This window comes from Vreelandella aquamarina, from assembly GCF_044805175.1.
GTDB classification, from domain to species: Bacteria; Pseudomonadota; Gammaproteobacteria; order Pseudomonadales; family Halomonadaceae; genus Vreelandella; species Vreelandella aquamarina_B.
Genome location: NZ_CP085232.1, coordinates 2,426,193 through 2,441,116, shown reverse-complemented (window position 1 = coordinate 2,441,116; position 14,924 = coordinate 2,426,193). Strand labels below are relative to the sequence as shown.

Genomic DNA, 14,924 nt, shown 5'->3' with positions numbered 1-14,924 from the left:
CCGGTAAGTGGCTAGCAGGATGGTGCGTTAGCGCAATGGCGGGTGCCATTAACGCAACTGCTAGGGTATTCTCAAAGCCGACTAATTAAAAAAACACCCAAAGCGCTGCAAGGCGCTTTGGCTGGACAACGAGGCTTTGCATGAACCGAATCAAAACGCTGACGCTTGCCTGCGCCGCAGCCGCCCTGGCGGTGTCCTCTGTTAGCGCCCAGGCGCGTGACTTCCGCTTGGGGCTTATTACTCCGCCCCAGCATCTGTGGTCCACCGAAGCCGAAGCGTTTGCGCAAACGCTAAATGAGCGCTCAGGCGGCGAGCATAGCGTGAGCGTGTTTCCTGCTCAGCAGCTAGGTAACGAAGCGCAAATGGTGCAGCAGCTGCAAACCGGCGCGCTGGACATGGCCTTTCTAACCATTGCCGAAATCTCCAATCGCATACCCGATTTTGGCGCGCTTTATGCGCCGTATCTGGTCGATGACGTGAACCACGCGGCGCGCCTGTTGCGCTCCGATGCCGCCGGTGAACTGCTCGACTTAATGCCGGAAGGCGTGGGCCTTGTTGGGGTAGGTTACGGCATGGTGGGCATGCGCCAAGTATTGAGCCGCAGCCCCATTGAAAGCGCTGAAGATCTGCAGGGTCAGCGGCTGCGTATTACCCCCTTCGAGCCGATCCGCGACTTCTACACCGCCACTGGCGCCGCTCCTGCGCCCATGCCTCTGCTGGAAGTGTACGATGCGTTGGCGAATGGCCAGGTCGACGCCATCGATATGGACTTCGACTCGATTCTGATTCTGAAATTCTACGAGCAAGCGGATAACCTGCTGATCTCCAACCACATGATGTTCCCGATGGTGGGGGTGGTGTCTGGTCGGGTGTGGCGCGAACTCTCTGAGGCAGACCGCGAGCTGATCGATACTGCCATGGCCGAGCACCTGGAGAACGTACTGAGCGGTTTTGAGGAGATGGACGCCGCCCAGGAAGAGGAGATCCGCGCGCTGGACATCAATATCGTCGAAGCCGATGCCGAGTTCTTCTCCGAGGCGATTGCTGAGTGGGAAAACATTTGGGCACCGAAAGCGCCTATGCTGGAAACTCTGCGCGCCGAGGCGGACCGCCTGCGCGACGAGTAACCCTTAACGCCAAATAAGCCGTTGATAAAGGCCTTTAATCATCATGTTGCAACGCCTTTCCAAAGGGCTTGCCCGCTGTGAAGAGATCACCGCCGCTGCCTTGGCAGCGGCGGTGACGTGTTTAATCCTCACCAATATCGCCTTTCGCGCGCTGGGCAGCCCGCTTTACTGGATCAGTGAACTGGCGATTTACGCCATGATCTGGATGACCTTTTTAATTGCCGGGGCGGTGCTGAAACGCCGCCAGGGCATCGCAGTGACGCTGGTGAGCGACCTGCTGCCGCCAACGGGTAGAAGGCTGGTGGGCGTGGCGGTGGATGCCATGGTGCTGCTGTTTGCCCTGCTGCTGGTATGGCTCTGCTGGCGCTGGTACCAGCCGCTGACGCTGGCCCAAACCGGCTTCGATACCCGGGCGTTTCAGGGGCAAACGTTCAATTTCATCTATGCGGAAAACACCTCCACCCTGGGCATTAAAAAGTTCTGGGCGTGGCTGATCGTGCCCTGGTTTGCGCTCTCGCTAAGCCTGCACGGCGTGGCGAACCTGACGCAATCGCTAATGGCATTAAGGGGGCGGGTATGACGGTCGCGGTGTTCTTACTGCTGCTACTGGGAGCGGTGCCCATTGCGCTGGTGCTGGCGCTCACGGCGATGTGGTATATCCAGGCCTCTGGCAATACGGTGCTGTTCGATTCCTACCCGCAGCAACTGTTTAGCGCGATTGAAAGCTACGGCCTGCTGGCGATTCCGCTATTCATGCTGGCCGGGGAGCTGATGAACGAAGGCGGGCTGACCAAGCGCTTGATAGCCCTGGCGCGAATTCTGGTGGGTGGCTTTCGCGGTGGCCTGGCCTATATCAACCTGGTCGCCAATATGATGATGGCGGCAATTATTGGCTCGGCGGCTTCACAAATTGCCATTATGTCCCGCGCCATGGTGCCTGCGATGGAGCAGGAAGGTTATGACACCCCCTATAGCGCGGCAATTACGGCGGCCGGTGGGCTGCTGTCACCAATTATTCCGCCCTCCATGCTATTTGTACTGTTTGGGGTGATGGCTCAGGTGCCCATTGCAGAGATGTTTATCGCCGGGCTGCTGCCGGGGCTGTTATTGGGGGCGAGCTTTTTTGTGGTCATCGCCCTGGTGGGTCTGGTGCAGCAATACCCGAAAGGGGAGTGGCCCCGCCGCCAACAGGCGCTGCACGATGCGCTGTGGGGCATGCCCGCGCTGTTGATACCGGTGATTATCATCGGCGGCATTTTACTGGGCATTGCCACGCCCACGGAGTCGGCGGCGCTTGCTTCGCTGGCGGCGCTATTGATGGGCCGCTTTGTGTATGGCGACCTGCGTTTGACGCAGCTCCCCCAGGTACTTACCCGCACGGCGATCAACGCTGGGCTGGTAATTATGCTGATTGCGGCGGCAGGCGTGTTTGGCTGGGTAGTGATCTACGAGCAGCTGCCGCAGATGGCCGCTGAGTGGATTGCCGCACTGACCAGCAGCCCGTTTCTGTTTCTGCTGCTGGTGATTGGGGCCCTGCTGCTGGTTGGCATGGTAATTGACGGCATTGCCGCGCTGATTCTGGTGGTGCCTATTTTAATGCCCATCGCTCAAAGCCAGTTTGCGATTAGCCCCTACCAGTTTGGTGTGGTGGTCTGCCTGACGCTGGTGATGGGCCTACTCACCCCACCGGTGGGGGCGGGGCTGTTCATTGCCTCTTCCATGACCGGCGCGCCGCCGCTAAAAATCTTCCGTGCGCTGTTGCCCTTTTTGCTAGCCACTCTCGTTACATTAGTGCTGCTGGCGTGGCTGCCTTGGCTAACCGACGGGCTGGTCCGGCGTTAGAAGCCTAGCAGGCAACAGCGCAGCTTGGCCGCGCTGTTGCCTGGGCAACCCAGTTCTACGTCTATTCTTTGCTTGGAGCGCCTCTATGAGAAAAAAGGTGCCTCCTACTTTGCAATAATTGACGTTTACGTTAACTTGCTGATATACCCTACAGGCTCTCTATTAAATCGAATAACAAACACAACCATGAGGAATAGCATCATGTCCGTTCGCGAAATACCCATGTATATCGATGGCCAGCCAGTCATGTCGCAAAGCCAGGAGTGGCGGGACGTTGTTAACCCGGCCACCCAAGAGGTAGTGGCTCGCGTTCCGTTCTGTACAGCGGAAGAGGTTGAGCGTGCCATTGCCAGCGCCAAAACGGCGTTTAAGGAGTGGCGTAAGGTGCCGTTGGGCAAGCGTATGCGCATTATGCTCAAGCTTCAGGCCCTTATTCGTGAGAATACCGCAGAGCTTGCGGCACTGATTACCGAAGAGCACGGTAAAACCCTGCCTGATGCCGAGGGGGAAGTAGGCCGTGGGTTAGAAGTAGTAGAGCACGCCTGTTCTATTACCTCGCTGCAGCTAGGCGAGTTGGCGGAAAACGCAGCGAACGAGGTAGATGTTTATACCATGCACCAGCCGTTAGGCGTGGGCGCGGGTATTACGGCATTTAACTTCCCGATTATGCTGCCCTGCTTTATGTTCCCGCTGGCTATTGCCACGGGTAACACCTTTGTATTGAAACCCTCCGAGCAGGACCCGAGCTCTACCATGCGGCTAGTCGAGCTAGCCCATGAAGCGGGCATTCCCGCTGGCGTGTTAAACGTGGTGCACGGTGGTCCGGATGTAGCGAATCAAATTGCTGACCACCAGGATATCAAGGCGCTGTCGTTTATCGGCTCGACTCATGTCGGCTCGCTGCTATACAACCGTGCCGCGGCGGCAGGCAAACGGATGCAGGCGATGATGGGGGCCAAAAACCACTGTGTCGTTATGCCGGACGCTAACCGCAGCCAAGCCATTGATAGCCTGTTAGGGTCTGCCTTTGGGGCGGCAGGGCAGCGCTGTATGGCTAACTCAGTAGTGGTACTGGTGGGTGAAGCTCGTGAGTGGATAAAAGATATTGAAGCCGGTGCTCGTGGCATGAAAGTAGGGCCAGGCACCCAGCGCGATGCGGATCTCGGACCATTGGTATCGCCCCAGGCGAAAGAACGGGTTGAGCGCTTAATCAGCGCCGGTGAAAAAGAGGGAGCAACACTCCTGGTGGATGGCCGTGGCTATACGGTGGATGGTTACCCGGAGGGTAACTTTGTAGGGCCAACGCTATTTGCCGATGTCACAGCGGATATGACCATTTACCGGGAAGAGATTTTCGGCCCAGTGCTATGTGTGGTCAATGTGGAGACATTGGATGATGCCATCGACTTTATTAACGCCAACCCCAATGGCAACGGTACGTCGATCTTCACCAACTCCGGCTGGGTGGCTCGCCGCTTTGAAACGGATATTGACGTTGGTCAAATTGGTATCAACGTGCCGATTCCTGTGCCCGTTGCTTACTTCAGCTTTACCGGTTCACGGGCGTCCAAACTGGGTGACTTAGGCCCCAACGGGAAGCAGGCGATTGCTTTCTGGACGCAAACCAAGACCGTCACGGCACGCTGGTTCGAGCCTGAAAACGTCTCTAGCGGTATTAATAGCACCATATCGCTATAAGTGATAAACCCAAGTGAGATGCGCGCCTCTTCCGTATCAACGGAGGAGGCGCAGCCGAGCGGTACTAAAAACGATCAAACAGAGGCAGGCTTTCGTTGAGTAGCTGCTCAATGGGTTCAAGCTGGCTCTCATGAAGTACTAGCAGGTAGGGAGCATCGTGCTGCTCGCTCATTGCCATTGGTACCAGCAACGCGAACTCTCCTTCTTCCAGATGAAACTCATGTATTTCACGGGGGCCATGTGGTGTCTCGCACTGCGAGCAGCGGTAACTGTCATCTTCGCCGTAAACCAGGCGGTGATACATCTTAAATAGCGTATAGAGGGCTAATCCACCATCAAACGCAGGCCAGCGTGCTGGCGTCTCAATAATATCGTCTGTCAGCATTTTGCCTTCCGCTTCGGCGCCTGCGATGGCATCGGCAAGCGGAGCAGCCAAGATGGCTGTGTTATCGGCAGGGAGCGGAATATTTTGCCGGGCGGCGGTGGTAAAGCACTCCACGGCAGTGTGGAAGTCATCTAAGCTGTGTAGCGCATAATCAGCATGCTGCAGGTCAGATGGCTCAAAGCCGCCGTTCTCCCAGCCATGAATGACGCGTAGGGTCACCTGCCCGCGCTGCATAGGGCGTGCCAGCAGCGTATGAAGCATAACGCGGATATGCAGCTGCCGCTCATCCGTATCGTTTTCGAACGCACGGTAAGGGTCGGCGAAAAGCTCGTGCAAACGCCCTGGCGTGTGCTCTTTAGCTTCGGAGTATGTCATGGTGGTTTCCCTATTAGTACACCGCTTTGCTTATAGCGTGCGGCTCTTATAACACTCAATAATTTAGAGTATGGCGAGCGTTAACGCGTAATGAAAGACTCTTTAGTTAGCAATTTGTTACCAGCTAGCTCAGTCGTACTTTTCCTATCACGCAAACAACAAAAAAGGTGTGAATATGTCTGCTGCTATTAGCCGCTTTAAACTTCCTGAAACGCTGGATGATGTGCCAAGTGATATCCGAGACGCCATGTTGGCGGTTCAGGAAAAAGCGGGATTTGTGCCTAATGTGTTTCTGATGTTGGCCCATCGCCCTGAGGAGTTTCGTGCCTTTTTTGCCTACCACGATGCCCTGATGGAGCGTGTCTCTGACACGCTGACAAAAGCTGAAAAGGAGATGATTGTCGTTGCCACCAGCGCCCGCAATCGCTGCCTGTACTGTGTAGTGGCTCATGGTGCGCTGGTGCGCATTTATAGTAAAGACCCACTGCTGGCCGATAATATTGCCATTAATCACACCGTAGCCGGGCTGAGCGAACGCCATCGTCGAATGCTCGATTTTGCGCTGCATAGTGCCATCGAACTAGGGGAGTTTTCGCCGCAGTGGCAAGCTCGCTTAGAAGAAGTGGGCTTTACCTTAGACGACTGCTGGGATATTGGCGCTATCGCGGCGTTTTTCGGAATGTCAAATCGCTTAGTTACCTTAGCGGGAACGCCGCCTAACCCAGAGTTCTACCTGATGGGGCGCGTGCCGAAAAAGCCTGACGAGTAGGCACACAAAATAGCGTAAGACTTTACTAAGGCGCTACTTTCATTGAGGATAGCGCCTTCATTCACTGTCGCCAGGGGAGCCCTAAATAGGCTGAGAATGCGTAACCGCAGACCCTGGAACCTGATCCGGCTTGTACCGGCGGAGGAAGCGCGACATGCCATACCTAACGTCTGCTGTGCTAGGCGCAGCGCTCTGCTGCTTTGCTTTTTTAGGCCTTCGGGCACGCTTTGGGGGAAGTTCGCTGGATGACTATGTCACCGCGCGCAACTCGCAAGCTGCCTCTACGCTTGGGCTGTCTTTTTTAGCCTCTGGGATGGGCGCCTGGATTCTGTTTGCCCCGCCTGAGATTGGTGCTTTTGTTGGCCCTGTGGCGCTGTTGGGCTATGCCCTGGGCTCGGCGCTTCCCTTTATCGTGCTTGGACTTTATGGGCCAAAGATACGCCGAGCGCTGCCTGAAGGGCGCAGTATTGCTGAGTTTGCCGAGGCCTGCTATGGCCCAGGTGTGCGCCGCTTTGTGGCGCTCGTCTCGGTGGCCTATATGGGCTGTTTTTTGGCGGCAGAGCTGACGGCCATTGGCGCCATTACCGCACTGCTTTCCGATGTATCGCCTGCACTGGTGATTATTGGTGTTGCCTTAACAACGCTGGTGTACACCGTGATGGGGGGCCTGCGCGCCAGCTTAGCGACTGACCGCTGGCAGGCGTGGCTACTGCTGGGGCTATTACTCGTCGTGGCCAGCGTAACGTTGTGGCGACTGCCGACGATGCCGAATACGGCGGTGCTGCCTTCCTTGCCCTTGAGCAGTTCGCTTAGTGTGGCGTTAACACTCGTGATTGCCGTCACTGCCGCCAATCTATTTCACCAAGGGTACTGGCAGCGAGTGTGGGCCGCTAAAGATAACGAAAGTCTTGGGCGCGGCGCGTGGTTAGGCGGTGGTATGACGGTGTTGGTGATTATGGTGATTGGTGGTGTAGGTATGATGGCTGCTATGAGTGGCATTAGCCTAGGCGAACCGCCCATGCCGTTTTTTGCTCTGTTAAGTGATGCTCCCGTGTGGATTACGCTACCTTCGCTGGTACTTGCTGTCACTCTGGTCACCTCCAGCGTCGATACGTTGCAAAATGGTATTGCTTCGCTATGGGCAGGTCGTGGCGACCATCCTCGTGCGCTGAATACTGCCCGCTGGATAACGGTAGCGCTGATGATTCCGGTGATTGTGATTGCGTTACAAGGTCTTTCGGTGCTCCGCCTATTTCTCATTGCTGATTTACTATGTGCGGCTATCGTTGTGCCGGTACTGCTTGGCTTATGGCAGCGTATGACACCGATAGCGGCGATAGGCGGCGGTCTAGGGGGGTTATGCGGTGCCGTATTACCCGGCTGGGTGAGCCAGGGAAGTTTGAGTGCTGGCATTATGGCGGCCACCTTTCCAGGCAGCGTGCCTACGCTGGGGCCATTTGTTGGGGCGTTGCTGCTTTCGACTGCGGTGAGCCTGGTGTTAGCGTTCACTGCAGGACGCCGTTTGCCAAAAAATATCGCGCCTAATAGTTAATCATCCCAATGCTTAACACCCCCAACCCTTAACGAACCCAGGGAAGAAGATGATTCGTTGCATATTAACGACCCCAGAAGGCGACGCACGAGAAGGCGATACGCGTCTGATTGATGAGTGGGAAGCAATGCCTACCGCCCATTTGTGGGTCGATATGAAAGGGGAGGGGGAAGCGCAGGAGCGTGAGGTGTTAGAGCGGTTTGAGTGTCATCCCTTGGCCATTCAAGACGCACACAAGGAGCGCCACCCGCCAAAGATCGAGGAGTTTGAAAACCATACGCTAATTATTTATCGAGGTATTTCATCGTTTGATGCCCAGTTAAACTTTGTACCCCAGCAAATCTGCTTTTTTATCGGTGAGCGATTTCTAGTGACGCTCCACCCTGGAGAAGCGCTGAGTATTGAGCGTTTGCTGAGTGACCAAGGTAAAGCTCTGCTGGCGCTCTCGCCGGAGCAGGTGGCATTAAAAGTGATGTATACCTCGGCAGGTTTCTATATTGATAGCCTGCTGGAGTTTGAAACGGAACTCAGCGACCTTGAAGACGAGCTGCTGGAAAACGGCAACGACGTGTTGATGCGGAAAATTACGACTTACCGCTCGCGGCTAGTGAAAATGCGCCGCATCTTTAGTTACCACAAGGGCATTACCCAAGAGCTAACGGCGTATGACTACGCCCACTTGCCCAGAGGAGAGAGTGAAACCCTACACGCGATTACCGATGTGGAGGAGCGGTTTGAGCGCCTCTACACGCTGACACAAATGTACTATGACATTTGCGGTGATTTGGTGGATGGCTATATCTCTATTTCCTCCCACCAGTTAAACATCACGATGCGTGTTTTGACGGTGATTACCGCCATTTTTGTCCCGTTGACATTTATTGCTGGGATTTACGGCATGAACTTCGAGTATATGCCAGAGCTTAGCTATCAATATGGCTACTTCTTTGTGTGGGGAGCCATGCTGGGAATTGGTGGAAGCTTAATTTGGCTGTTTAAGCGCAAAAAGTGGTTCTAAAGCCCCTGCCGAGCGGTAAGCTGGCGTAAACGATAAGCCAGCAAACACAGGCCTAGCGCGATAAGGAGCCACAGCCCGGCCAATAAAATAGGAAACGCTCGCGCTCCGGCGACATCCAGCAGTGGGCCTGTTAAAGAGGGAATAATCAGCGCACCGCTGCCTGCAGCGGTAAAAATAGCGCCGGTAGTGCGCCCACGCATGGCCATGGATTGGTTGCACAGCGCAAAGAGTGTCGGAAAAAAGGCAGAGGCCGAAAGCCCGAACAGCAGTGCGCCCGCACTCAACGGAAGCCAACCCAGGTGTAAGCCGCCAGCCGCCGTCAAGCCTAGCGCCACGCAGCCCGCTAACACGTGCCACGGCGTGCAGACACGCAGCAGGGGAATGGCCAGCAAACGGCCAGCAGAGAGCGCCAACCAGAATAGGGTGGCGAGCAGCGCCGCCTGCTCGGTGGCCAGGCCCGACAGTGTTCCATAGGCAGTGACCCAGCCAGCAAAGGTAATCTCCACGCCGACATAAAGGGAGAACAGCAACATAAATATCCCCAGCAGCAGCGTGTCGCGGTGTTTAAGCGCGGTTACGGTTTCCGGGTTAGGATCCACGGCGGGCATAGTGGGGCTGGCAAAGCGTGACAGTGGCCACAGCATGGCGGCCACGCTTAATGCCACAATCCAAAACGTAAGATGAAACTGCCCGGTCAGTGAGAGCGCAGCAATCATAATCAATGGCGTGAGCATATTGCCGAAGCTAAAGCAGAAGTGTAGCGCGCTCACGTTAGGGCCCGCCGCATCGCGGTGTAGCCATAGCAGCAGCGTATTCCCCCCTGCGTTGAGCGATACCTCCGCAAACCCCAGTAGCATGAATAGCAGCGTTAACAGCACCAGGAGTGGGCTAAGCGGTGCCAAGGCGAGTCCTGCCACCGCCAGGATACCCATCATTAACAGCACGCGATGGCCGTTAAAGCGATCCATCAGCAGCCCCGTGACGATAGCACCACTCATATTGCCCACCGCCCGGGCGGTAAACAGCACGGCAATCTGGCTCATTGACGAGCCGCTTGATGCCGCTAAATGGGGGAGAGCAGGACCAAGTAGCCCACCCGTCATGCCTATAGCAATAAACAGCCCAAAATAGGTCCAGGTAAGTCGACGATGATACGCAGAGGTGAAGTGAAGCATACCGTTCCTTGGTAGGGTCTGAGAGGCGCTACTGCGACGTTAGCTTGACGGTTTTTAGTGCTCGCTACCATTGGCGAAAAGTTGACGCACTGCCATAAGAAACCGAATGGCTCAAAAATATACCGGTATTTGGCTAGTGCGTTGAAATTTCTGGCACTTTAAACCTATTAATATCTTGAACCTTGCATGGCGTTTGTTATTGTCGCGGCTTATACACTAACAAGGAGCCAGCCCATGGCCGAAACGCAGCACAATGCCCCCGCGACCCCTATTCCGGCAACCATGTCGGCAATGCTATTAACCGGCCACGGTGATGTCGATGCTTTGCAGTATCGACAAGATGTGCCAACGCCGCAGCCAGGACCTGGCCAAGTGTTGGTTCAGGTAACGGCCACCGCGAAAAACAACACCGACCGCAAAGCACGGGAAGGGCTGTACCCCACGAAGGGCAAAGAGGAAGTGACCTCATTTGCCATGGGCGGTTCGCCAACCTTAACGTTCCCACGCATTCAGGGAGCGGATGTGGCCGGGCGCATTGTTGCGGTAGGCGAAGGCGTTGATGAGCGGCGTATTGGTGAGCGCGGCCTGCTGGATTTCAATATCTATGCCGATGAGCGCCGTGACATCAACCTGACGCCGGACTACTACGGCCACGGTGCCGATGGCGGCTATGCCGACTACATCGCGGTGCCCGCCGATCAATTCCACCACGTTGCTAACCCAGAGCTGCATGATGCTGAGCTGGCCGCTATGGGCATGTGCTCCTATCAAACGGCCTACCACATGATGACTGCCGCCAACGTGTGCGCAGGCGAGCGGGTATTGGTCAGCGGCGCCAGCGGTGGGGTAGGAACAGCGCTGATTCAGCTATGCCGTATTGTTGGAGCGATTCCCTATGCGGTCAGCCAGTTGGATAAAGCGGATGCACTGCGTGCTCTGGGTGCGGAAGCCGTGATTGACCGTGGCGATCTGCCAACGTTTGTCGAGCGTGTGCTAGCGGAAACCGGCGGTAAAGCGATTGATGCGGTGATGGACCTAGTGGGCGGTGAAATGACCGACCTCTTCATCGACACCATGATTGGCGACATGCAGAGCCGTGCCACCTACCCAAGGCTCTCGATTGCCGGTGCCAGCGGCGGCAATATCAGTGAAATCATGTGGACCCGCATTTATCTGTATCAAGTGCAGATTTTCGGTGTGTCCCACGGTACCCGGGAAGAGGCGGAGCAGCTGATTGCCTGGATTCGCAGTGGCGAACTTAAACCGGTTCTGCATGGCGCCTTTAAGCTCTCTGAGCTGCATGATGCCGAACGCTATTTTGTAAATCGTGGCAGTAACTACCTGGGTAAAATCGTGATTGTTCCCGATGCCCAGTGGGATGCCCACGGCGCACCTTTTGCCCTTACCACTGCCTAGGAGGCAGGTTTGTGAAGAACCTCCATACGATTCAATTGTTGGACACCCATGCGGGCGGCGATGTCAGCCGTATTGTCACTGGCGGTATTGATAAGCTGCCTGGCGCTACGGTTCGTCAGCAGATGGAGTATCTGCGCGATGATGCTGACGGTCTTCGGCGGCTACTGTTGGAAGAGCCTTACGGCATTCCTGAGATGTCGGTGGACTTGCTGGTTCCCGCCACAGACCCAGAAGCCGTGGCGGGGTATATCATTATGGAAGTAATGGGCTACCCGATTTACTCTGGCTCCAACACCCTGTGTACGGCCACCGCCGTGCTGGAAACCGGTATTGTGCCGAAGCAGGAGGGCATCCAGCGCTTTAAGTTGGAAGCGCCTGCGGGGCTGGTGCAAATTGAAGCCCGCGTGCATAACGGCGTGGTGGAATCGGTCACGTGTGAAGGTTTGCCCAGCTATATCGACACCTATCGAGATACGATCCAAGTGCCGGGGATCGGTGAAGTGACCTACTCGGTGGCTTATAGCGGCGGTTTTTACGCGCTAGTGGATGCAGAAGAGCTGGGCTTTAAGCTGGTGCGCGATGAAGAGCAGGCGCTTTCCGACTGCGCCTATAAAATCGTTGAGGCGATCCAGGCGCAGCGTGGCTTCTCCCACTACACCTTGGGGGATGTAGGGCCGCTGCCATTTTTGCACTTTATGGGGCCTGAAGAGCAGGTAGCCGAAGGCTACGTCCGCTCCCGCTCGACCACCTATGTGCATCCTGGTGTTATCTGCCGCAGCACGACAGGCACCGGCACCTCGGCACGGCTAGCGCTGATGAATTATGAAGGGCGGTTAAAGCTGGGCGATAAGCTGGAAACGGTCTCGCTGCGGGAAACCGGGTTTATCGGCACCTTTACAGGCACTCACCAAGAGGGCGCCTACCAAGTAGTGGAGAACACCATTACCGGGCGCAGCTATGTGCTGGCGGATTCCAAGATTGTGATTAACTGCGACGACCCAATGGTGGCTTGTGGTGAACTTCACCATATCCTGAGCGACCGCCACAGCGAATAATGTTGAGTGAGGAGTGTTGAGCGAGGAATGTTGGGCGAGTAAGTAGCTCAATCGGTAGTCTCACCGCCTCTAACATACCCTTCCTGCTCAATGCGTTCCCAGACCGGGGCCTTTTCGGCCTCGGTCATACTTCCCCAGCAGGCAATTTCATCTAGCGTGCGGCCACAGCCTTGGCATATCGCCGTGCTCGGCTCTATTCGACAGACCTGAATACAGGGCGATAAAGGGCGGTTTGCAGTCGCTATCGTCGTTGTCATGGTGTCTTGGTCATTGAGTGTTGGTCAATTACGTCGTTAGATTAAGGAATAGGAAGCCTACTTTTTAGCCCATCGTGACTTTTTAGCCCATCGGGACTTTGCCGCGTAGCGACTTAATTTTGCCCTTGCGGGTTTTATGGTCCACCCGTCGCCGCTGCGAGCCTTTGGTGGGCTTGGTGGGGCGGCGCGCTTTTGGTTGTTTCGCCACGCTCTGAAGCAATGCCCGCAGGCGGTTTAACGCATCCTCTTTATTCAGCTCTAAGGTGCGGTAGCTTTGGGCTTTGATAATCACCACGCCCTCTTTACTGATGCGCTGGTCGGAGAGAGCCATCAAGCGCTCTTTATAGATCGCGGGTAGGGTGGAGCGCTGAATATCGAAACGCAGGTGCACGGCAGAAGCGACTTTATTCACGTTCTGGCCGCCAGCGCCCTGGGCGCGAATTTGGCTAATATCAATTTCCCACTCCGCCACGCTGACGCTATTGGAAATAGTGAGCATTCAGTTCCTCTGTGTCGTCTGTGGCGTAGTAGGCTAGCACATTTGTCAGGGAGGCGACGGCCGTCGGCTCTGCTACTTCGCTAAATTAGTGACCGCCTGACCCCTTTCAAAGGCCAGCAAATTGCTAAACGCATCGTGGAAATAGAGCTCGTAGCTATCTTTTTCTACATAGCCGAGGTGGGGGGTAGCGGTGAGATTCGGCAGTGCTAACAGTGGGTGGTTAATCAGCGGCTCTTCGTCAAAGACATCCACTGCCGCACGGCCCGGTTGGCCCGCTTTTAATGCAGCTTCAAGCGCGCCTGGCGCGATTAACGGCGCTCGGCTGGTATTCACAAGCAGGGCGGTTGGTTTCATGAGTGCAAGGTGGGCTGCGGTGACAATGCCTTGGGTAGCCTCATTCAAGCGCAGGTGCAGGCTCAGCACATCCGACTGTGCAAACAGGGCTTCTTGGCTCTCTGCCACTGCTAATCCGGCCTCCTTAGCGCGCTGGCGGGTGCCTTCGCGCCCCCAGACCAGAACCTTCATCTCAAAGGCCTGGCCATAGCGTGCGACTAGGCTGCCGATTTTGCCGTAGCCGAAAATGCCCAGCGTGCGTCCTTTCAGCCCTGTGCCTAAAGTACGCTGCCAACGGCCTGCCTTTAGGTTATCAACCTCCTCGGGAATATGCCGCATTGCTGCTAATACCAGCCCCCAGGTGAGCTCAGCGGCGGCATAGGGGGAGCCTTTTCCGGTCATCACCGTCACGCCATGGCGGCGGCAGGCGTCAAGGTCCACATGGGCGACGCCGCCCCCGGTCTGGCTGATCACTTTTAGCTTGGGCAGTCGCTCCAGCAGGTCCGCCGTGATGGGCGTCCGCTCGCGTATCAGCACTAACGCATCCGCTTCTCTAAAGCGCTCGACCAGGGCGTCTAGCTCGCTAACCGTATCGTTATATAGCGTGACCTGATGGTCATGAAGCAGTGCAAATGCGTCAAGGCCTCGCACACAATCCTGATAGTCATCTGGAATGACAATATTCATAGTCCGTTTCCTTGCTAGGCAGCCTGATGAGTGGCAAAACGTAAAGTAGAGTAGAGCGTCACAAAGCGGTAGAGCGCCACAACATAGTACCTCCACATATTTTCCAAAAGGAGCGCCCATGGAAGTCTTGCTAGAGACAGCGCCACTGAGTGCTGGCGTGCTGTACCGCCTGCTATCTGGCAGCGTATGCCCACGGCCTATCGCCTGGGTGGCGACTCAGGATAAACGCGGCAACGCGAATCTTGCGCCATTCTCATTTTTCAATATTGCCAGTGTGGATCCTCCTGTCTTGGCTTTTTCGCCATTGTTGGATGGCAATGCCCAGCCAAAAGATACCCTGCGAAACTTAAATGAAGTGGAAGAGTGTGTGGTGCATGTAGGTACGGAAAGGCTTATTGAGGCGTTAAACACCACCAGCGCGAGCCTACCAAGAGAAGAGGATGAGTTTGTCCTGGCGGGGCTGGAAAAAGCCGCCATGCCAGGCGTGAGCGTACCGCGGATAGCAGCAGCACCGGTGGCATTTGGTTGCAAACTGGTGGATATCATTCGTTTTGGTGAACGGCCATTATCAGGAAGCCTTGTATTGGTACAAATAGTGGCGATACATGCGGGTGATGACGTTTGGGATGGGCACCATGTGAACATGGAAACGCTTCAACCCATAGGTCGCTTAGCAGGTAGTGATTATGTCCGCATTACCGACCGATTTGCGCTTAAACGCCCTATGTAGAACGTG

At 55.7% G+C, this 14,924-nt stretch carries 15 protein-coding genes and 1 riboswitch; of the genes, 10 read left to right on the top strand and 5 right to left on the bottom strand.

Going from position 1 to position 14,924, the window contains the following annotated elements; all coding sequences use genetic code 11:
* The first annotated feature begins 140 nt into the window (after positions 1 to 140).
* The 4 genes from LG300_RS11445 (at position 141) to LG300_RS11430 (ending at position 4,667) form a co-directional block, all read left to right on the top strand.
* The gene (locus LG300_RS11445) at positions 141 to 1,127 is read left to right on the top strand and encodes a TRAP transporter substrate-binding protein (protein ID WP_404375440.1); all 987 of its coding nucleotides are present in this window, start codon (positions 141 to 143) and stop codon (positions 1,125 to 1,127) included.
* Between the two features lie 43 nt (positions 1,128 to 1,170).
* Positions 1,171 to 1,707 carry a TRAP transporter small permease gene (locus LG300_RS11440; RefSeq protein ID WP_404375439.1) on the top strand — a complete coding sequence of 179 codons (537 nt, stop codon included), beginning with the start codon at positions 1,171 to 1,173 and terminating at the stop codon, positions 1,705 to 1,707.
* The gene (locus LG300_RS11435) at positions 1,704 to 2,969 is read left to right on the top strand and encodes a TRAP transporter large permease (protein ID WP_404375438.1); all 1,266 of its coding nucleotides are present in this window, start codon (positions 1,704 to 1,706) and stop codon (positions 2,967 to 2,969) included. The genes LG300_RS11440 and LG300_RS11435 overlap by 4 nt, the downstream gene beginning before the upstream one ends.
* 201 nt (positions 2,970 to 3,170) lie before the next feature.
* Positions 3,171 to 4,667, top strand: coding sequence for a CoA-acylating methylmalonate-semialdehyde dehydrogenase (locus LG300_RS11430; protein WP_404375437.1), 1,497 nt, complete (start codon positions 3,171 to 3,173; stop codon positions 4,665 to 4,667).
* A 64-nt stretch (positions 4,668 to 4,731) separates the two neighbouring features.
* On the opposite strand, the gene LG300_RS11425 is transcribed toward LG300_RS11430, so the two are convergent.
* Positions 4,732 to 5,427: a hypothetical protein gene (locus LG300_RS11425; RefSeq protein ID WP_404375436.1), complete on the bottom strand. Its 696-nt coding sequence runs from the start codon at positions 5,425 to 5,427 to the stop codon at positions 4,732 to 4,734.
* A gap of 175 nt (positions 5,428 to 5,602) precedes the next feature.
* Here LG300_RS11425 and LG300_RS11420 point away from each other — a divergent pair, with 175 nt between their 5' ends.
* From LG300_RS11420 to LG300_RS11410, 3 genes are all read left to right on the top strand, one after another.
* Positions 5,603 to 6,196, top strand: a complete 594-nt coding sequence (locus LG300_RS11420; RefSeq protein WP_404375435.1) for a peroxidase-related enzyme — start codon at positions 5,603 to 5,605, stop codon at positions 6,194 to 6,196.
* A 62-nt stretch (positions 6,197 to 6,258) separates the two neighbouring features.
* A riboswitch (TPP riboswitch) is annotated at positions 6,259 to 6,361 on the top strand.
* The gene (locus LG300_RS11415; protein WP_404375434.1) at positions 6,351 to 7,748 is read left to right on the top strand and encodes a sodium:solute symporter; all 1,398 of its coding nucleotides are present in this window, start codon (positions 6,351 to 6,353) and stop codon (positions 7,746 to 7,748) included. It overlaps the preceding riboswitch by 11 nt.
* Before the next feature lie 49 nt (positions 7,749 to 7,797).
* Positions 7,798 to 8,766 (top strand): magnesium transporter CorA family protein, encoded by a 969-nt coding sequence (locus tag LG300_RS11410; protein WP_404375433.1) that lies wholly within the window; start codon positions 7,798 to 7,800, stop codon positions 8,764 to 8,766.
* On the opposite strand, the gene LG300_RS11405 is transcribed toward LG300_RS11410, so the two are convergent.
* A complete protein-coding gene (locus LG300_RS11405) occupies positions 8,763 to 9,941 on the bottom strand; it encodes an MFS transporter (RefSeq protein ID WP_404375432.1) in 1,179 nt (392 codons plus the stop codon). The two genes, LG300_RS11410 and LG300_RS11405, sit on opposite strands and share 4 nt — an antisense overlap.
* Before the next feature lie 234 nt (positions 9,942 to 10,175).
* Here LG300_RS11405 and LG300_RS11400 point away from each other — a divergent pair, with 234 nt between their 5' ends.
* Both LG300_RS11400 and LG300_RS11395 read left to right on the top strand, forming a co-directional pair.
* Positions 10,176 to 11,357 carry a zinc-binding dehydrogenase gene (locus tag LG300_RS11400; protein WP_404375431.1) on the top strand — a complete coding sequence of 394 codons (1,182 nt, stop codon included), beginning with the start codon at positions 10,176 to 10,178 and terminating at the stop codon, positions 11,355 to 11,357.
* Positions 11,358 to 11,368: 11 nt separating this feature from the next.
* On the top strand, positions 11,369 to 12,412 hold the full coding sequence (locus tag LG300_RS11395; RefSeq protein WP_404375430.1) for a proline racemase family protein: 1,044 nt from the start codon (positions 11,369 to 11,371) through the stop codon (positions 12,410 to 12,412).
* Between the two features lie 47 nt (positions 12,413 to 12,459).
* Here LG300_RS11395 and LG300_RS11390 read toward each other — a convergent pair whose 3' ends face one another.
* From LG300_RS11390 to LG300_RS11380, 3 genes are all read right to left on the bottom strand, one after another.
* A complete protein-coding gene (locus LG300_RS11390) occupies positions 12,460 to 12,669 on the bottom strand; it encodes a DUF1289 domain-containing protein (protein WP_404375429.1) in 210 nt (69 codons plus the stop codon).
* An 82-nt stretch (positions 12,670 to 12,751) separates the two neighbouring features.
* Complete coding sequence (arfB, locus tag LG300_RS11385) at positions 12,752 to 13,168, bottom strand: alternative ribosome rescue aminoacyl-tRNA hydrolase ArfB (RefSeq protein WP_404375428.1); 417 nt, start codon at positions 13,166 to 13,168, stop codon at positions 12,752 to 12,754.
* A 72-nt stretch (positions 13,169 to 13,240) separates the two neighbouring features.
* Complete coding sequence (locus tag LG300_RS11380) at positions 13,241 to 14,188, bottom strand: D-2-hydroxyacid dehydrogenase family protein (RefSeq protein WP_404375427.1); 948 nt, start codon at positions 14,186 to 14,188, stop codon at positions 13,241 to 13,243.
* A 118-nt stretch (positions 14,189 to 14,306) separates the two neighbouring features.
* On the opposite strand from LG300_RS11380, the gene LG300_RS11375 reads away from it, so the two are divergent.
* Positions 14,307 to 14,918, top strand: a complete 612-nt coding sequence (locus LG300_RS11375) for a flavin reductase family protein (protein ID WP_404375426.1) — start codon at positions 14,307 to 14,309, stop codon at positions 14,916 to 14,918.
* The last annotated feature ends 6 nt before the right edge of the window (positions 14,919 to 14,924 follow it).